3 protein-coding genes are annotated in these 4,492 nt (G+C 73.6%); all 3 read right to left on the reverse strand.

Going from position 1 to position 4,492, the window contains the following annotated elements; genetic code table 11:
* Nucleotides 1-53: 53 nt before the first annotated feature.
* A complete protein-coding gene (locus ACFUEL_RS35695; protein ID WP_380241741.1) occupies nucleotides 54-698 on the reverse strand; it encodes a hypothetical protein in 645 nt (214 codons plus the stop codon).
* Nucleotides 699-767: 69 nt separating this feature from the next.
* Entirely contained in the window at nucleotides 768-2,417 is a 1,650-nt protein-coding gene (locus tag ACFUEL_RS35700; protein WP_380241743.1) for a glycoside hydrolase family 13 protein, read from the reverse strand.
* Nucleotides 2,418-2,503: 86 nt separating this feature from the next.
* Nucleotides 2,504-4,492, reverse strand: a 1,989-nt coding sequence (locus ACFUEL_RS35705) for a glycosyl hydrolase family 28-related protein (protein WP_380241745.1), incomplete at its 5' end; no start/stop codon positions are given.

Below are 4,492 nucleotides of genomic sequence, written 5' to 3' on the forward strand. Positions count from 1 at the left end.
TACATAGCAGACGCAGGTCCGGCCCGGTGTCCGTACCGGGGGACCGGCAGGGCCTAGCAGAAACCGTCCAGCCTCGCCCCGGCGGCCGGGGCGAGGCTGGGCCAGCGGCGCCCCGCCCGGTCGGAGGCGGCGGAGCGGAGCAGTTCGAGGACGGTGCAGCCCGGGTAGCCCCGGAAACTCGCGTGGGTGGAGCGGTAGTAGCAGTTCCAGTAGCTGACGACCTGCCGCTGGACGCGGGCGAAGAAGGCCGGGTTGTCCACGATGAACCGCCCGTAGGCGAGTTGGTGGTCGCTGCCGGGCACCGCGAGGTCGCGCAGCCCGTCGCGGATGACGACCAGGATCTCCACGACGTACTCGCCGGCCGACCGCACCACGAACGGGACGGCCCACGGCTCCACGGAGCCGACGACCTCCGCCAGGTGGCGCTGCCTGACCCTGCCGTCGTGGTGCCTCGAGTACAGGCAGTGCAGGAGTTGGCGCTGCCGGGCGGAGAGCGACGCCAGCGCCTCGGCGGGCGGTTCGTCGTGGTAGATGCGCCCGGGGACGGCGACGGGCCGGCCCTCCACCACGGCCGGGAGCGGGTCGGCCGGCCGGAGCCGCGCGGCGGGCATGACCGCCAGCACCGCCGCGACCTCCTCCGACAGTTCGGCCGGGAACGCGTTGACCAACGGATCGCCGTCACTGGAGAACAGGTGCACGAACCGAGCATAGACGGACCCCGTCCCGGCCTCCCGGGGCGGCCCGGTCGGCGCCCTGCGCGGCGGTCTTCAGTCCGTCGCGGGCAGGTCGAACCAGGCGCAGGCGTCCGGGGGCAGCAGGCCGCCGTCGAGCGGGGCGCTGGCCAGCAGGACGGTGCTGCCGGGCGGGAGGGGCTGCGGGTGGGGGGTGAAGTTGACGGCGCAGGCGAAGGAGCCGTCCCGGGTGAAGGCGAGGACGCCGGGGGCGGCGGGCAGCCAGTCGAGTCGTTCGGGGAGGGCGGCGAGGCGGTCGCGGCGCAGCCGGAGGGCGGTGCGGTAGAGGGTGAGCGCGGAGTGCGGGTCGGCGTCCTGCGCGGCGACGCTCTGTCCGGCCCAGTCGGCGGGCTGCGGGAGCCAGGGGTCGGCGGCGCCGTCCGGGGAGAAGCCGAGCGAGGGGCCGTCGGCGGTCCAGGGCAGCGGGACGCGGCAGCCGTCGCGGCCGCGGTCGGTGCCGCCGGAGCGGACGAAGGTGGGGTCCTGGATCAGCTCGTCGGGGAGGGTCTCGACCTCGCCGAGAGCGAGTTCGTCGCCCTGGTAGACGTAGACGCCGCCGGGCAGGGCGGTGGTGAGCAGGGCGGCGGCGCGGGCGCGGCGCAGGCCGAGCGTGCGGTCGCTGGGGGCGCCGAGCCGCTTGTTCCCCATGTCGAAGGAGGTGTCCTCGCGGCCGTAGCGGGTGGTGTGGCGGATGGTGTCGTGGTTGGAGAGCACCCAGGTGGGTGGGGCGCCGACCTCGGCGTGGGCGGCCAGGGTACCGTCGACGACGTTCTTGATCGCGTCGAACTCCCAGGCGCAGCACAGGAATTCGAAGTTGAAGGCGGAGTGCAGCTCGTCCGGGCGCAGGTAGCGGGCGAACTGTTCGGGGGTGGGGAGCCAGACCTCGCCGACGAAGGCCCGCTCGCCGGGGTAGCCGTCGGTGATCTTGCGCCAGGAGCGGTAGACGTCGTGGACGGCGTCGACGTCCTGGTAGGGCAGGTCGGTGACGTCGGGGTCGGGGCCGACGTCGGGCAGGCCGGGCTTCTTGGCGAGGCCGTGGGCGACGTCGATCCGGAAGCCGTCCACGCCGCGGTCGAGCCAGAACCGCAGGACGGACTCGAACTCGGTGCGGACTTCGGGGTGTTCCCAGTTGAGGTCGGGCTGCTCGGGGGCGAACAGGTGCAGGTACCAGTCGCCGGGGGTGCCGTCGGGGCCGGTGGTGCGGGTCCAGGCGGGGCCGCCGAAGTACGACTGCCAGTCGTTGGGCGGGAGTTCGCCGTCGGCGCCGCGGCCGGGGAGGAACCAGAAGCGTTCCCGTTCGGGGGCGCCGGGGGCGGCGGCGAGCGCCTCGCGGAACCAGGGGTGCTGGTCGGAGCAGTGGTTGGGGACGAGGTCGACGATGACCCGCAGGCCGTGCCGGTGGGCTTCGGCGATCAGGTCCCGGGCCTCGGTGAGCGTCCCGAACAGCGGGTCGATGTCGCGGTAGTCGGCGACGTCGTAGCCGCCGTCGGCCATCGGGGACAGGTACCAGGGGTTGAACCAGAGGGCGTCCACCCCGAGGTCGCGCAGGTAGGGCAGGCGGCTGCGCACGCCCGCGAGGTCGCCGACGCCGTCGCCGTTGCCGTCGGCGAAGCTGCGCACGTAGACCTGGTAGATGGCGGCGGTGCGCCACCAGGGCTGGGCGGGGCGGGCGTTGGGCGTGTGCACGGGGGGTTCTCCTTGTTCGTGGACGGTGCGGGGGCCCGCCCGCGTACCCGGCGGGGTGGACGGGCGGGCCCGGGGAGGTGCGGGGGCTACCAGCCGGTGTTGCCGGTGCCGCGCTGGACGGTGAAGCCGCCGGTGACGTTCAGCGGCGCGTCGGCGGTGCCGGTGATCCGGGTGTTGGCGAAGCTGCCCTGGCCGGCGGCGTTGACCTCGATGCCGTGGTGGCCGGTCCGGTCGATGACCAGTCCGTCGACGCGCAGGTCGGCGACCTGCTTCTGCCAGGTGAGCAGCAGGGCGCTGTAGGTGGAGTCCTCGACGGTGTTGCCGTTCAGGACGACGGGCCGGGTGAGGTCGCTCTGGTCGGCGTAGATCCAGATCGCGCCGAGCTGGGCGTTCCAGTTGGTCTCGAGGCTGCCGGTGCGGCGCAGCAGGTTGCCGGAGACGGTGGTGGTGCCGGTGAAGGGCTGGCCGAAGCGGCTGGAGACGGTGATGCCGGCGCCCGCGGTGACGGTGTCGGAGATCAGGTTGTCCTCGACGCTGTTGCCGCTGCCGCCGTAGACGGCGGCGCCGTTGGCGAGGGTGGGCAGTTGGACGGTGTTGTGCCGGAAGGCGCTGTTGGTGACGGGGGCGCCGTCGGACCACATGGCGAGGGCGTCGTCCCCGGTGCCGCGGATGCTGCTGTCGGAGACCACGGCGTCGTCGACGGCGCCGTGCAGGTTGACGCCGTCGGCGTAGGTGTCGCGGATGCGCAGGCCGCCGGCCCGCAGGCCCTTGGTGGGGGCGTTGATCCACAGACCGACCTTGGTGTGCCGGATCCAGACGTTCCTGATGACGGATCCGGTGCCGAAGTCGCCCTCGATGCCGGCCTGGCCGTTGGCGTCGTCGCGGACGGTGTTCTGGCCGTCGATCGCCAGGTCCTCGACGGTGCTGGTGCCGCCGGTGCCGTACAGGCCGCCCTTGAGGCCGGTGCCGCGCAGCACGGTGTACCAGACGCCCGCGCCGCGCAGTTTCACGCCGGAGAGGTTGATCCGGTCGGAGACGGTGTACGTGCCGGGCGGCAGGAACAGGCCCTTGCCCTGGCCCTTGGCGGTGTTCAGGGCGGTGTTGAGGGCGGCGGTGACGTCCTGGCCGCCGGGGGTGACGCCGAGGTCGGCGGCGGAGAGGTACCCGGCGGGCAGGGTGCCGGCCGGGCCGGCCTGCTCGGCCTCGAGCAGGTCGAGGGTGTAGGAGGCGGCGGTGTCCCCGGCGTCCTTCTGCAGGCGCAGCACGGTGCCGGCGGGCAGGGTGCGGCCGAGGGTGGCGCGGGTCTCGTCGAAGAAGCGGTGCGGTTGGCCGTCGGCGGGGTTGTTGGTGTACGGGTAGGCGCCGTAGACCCAGGCGTAGCGGGAGGTGAGGTGCAGGTCGGGCAGGGCCTGGCCGTCGGCGTAGGCGCTGAGGGTGGCGTCGAGGCCGGTGCCGTCGGCGCTGTCGGGCAGCGAGTAGCGCAGGTTGATCGCGTCGGCGGGGGCGGTGAGCTTGATCTCGACGTACTGGCCGGTCTGGGTCAGTTTGACGGCGCTGCGGCCGGATGCCTCGGAGGCGACGGCGAGGTAGCTGCGGTCGGGGGTCAGGACGGTGCCGTTGGTGGTGCCGGCCTCGGCCTCGTAGCCGGTGTAGGGGAGGGTGGCGCCGGCGGTGCCCGTTCCCGGGTCCGGGGTGGTGGTGCCGGTGGGGGTGGTGGGGGTGAGGCTGTCGAGGTTGACGTTGCCGCTGTCGGCGGTGCTGAACTTCAGCGCGACGGTGTTGGCACCGGTGTTGAGGGTGACGCTCTGCCGGACGGTGGCCCAGCTGTCCCAGTTCGCGGTGGCCGGGAGGGTGACCTGCCCGGCCGTGGCGCCGTTGACCAGCAGGGTCAGCGTCTTGGCGGAGCCGGTGCCGTTGGCGTACCGGATCGCGACGCTGCCGCTGCCCGCGCCGGCGGAGGTGACGGTGAACGTGGCGGTGGCGTTGCCCTTGTTGCCGTCGGTGAAGCCGCCGGCGAAGCCGGTGCCGGTGTAGCCGCTGTGGTCGGTGGCGACGGCGGCGCCGCCGGTGAGGGC

Source organism: Kitasatospora sp. NPDC057198 (genome assembly GCF_042670125.1).
Classification (GTDB): domain Bacteria; phylum Actinomycetota; class Actinomycetes; order Streptomycetales; family Streptomycetaceae; genus Kitasatospora.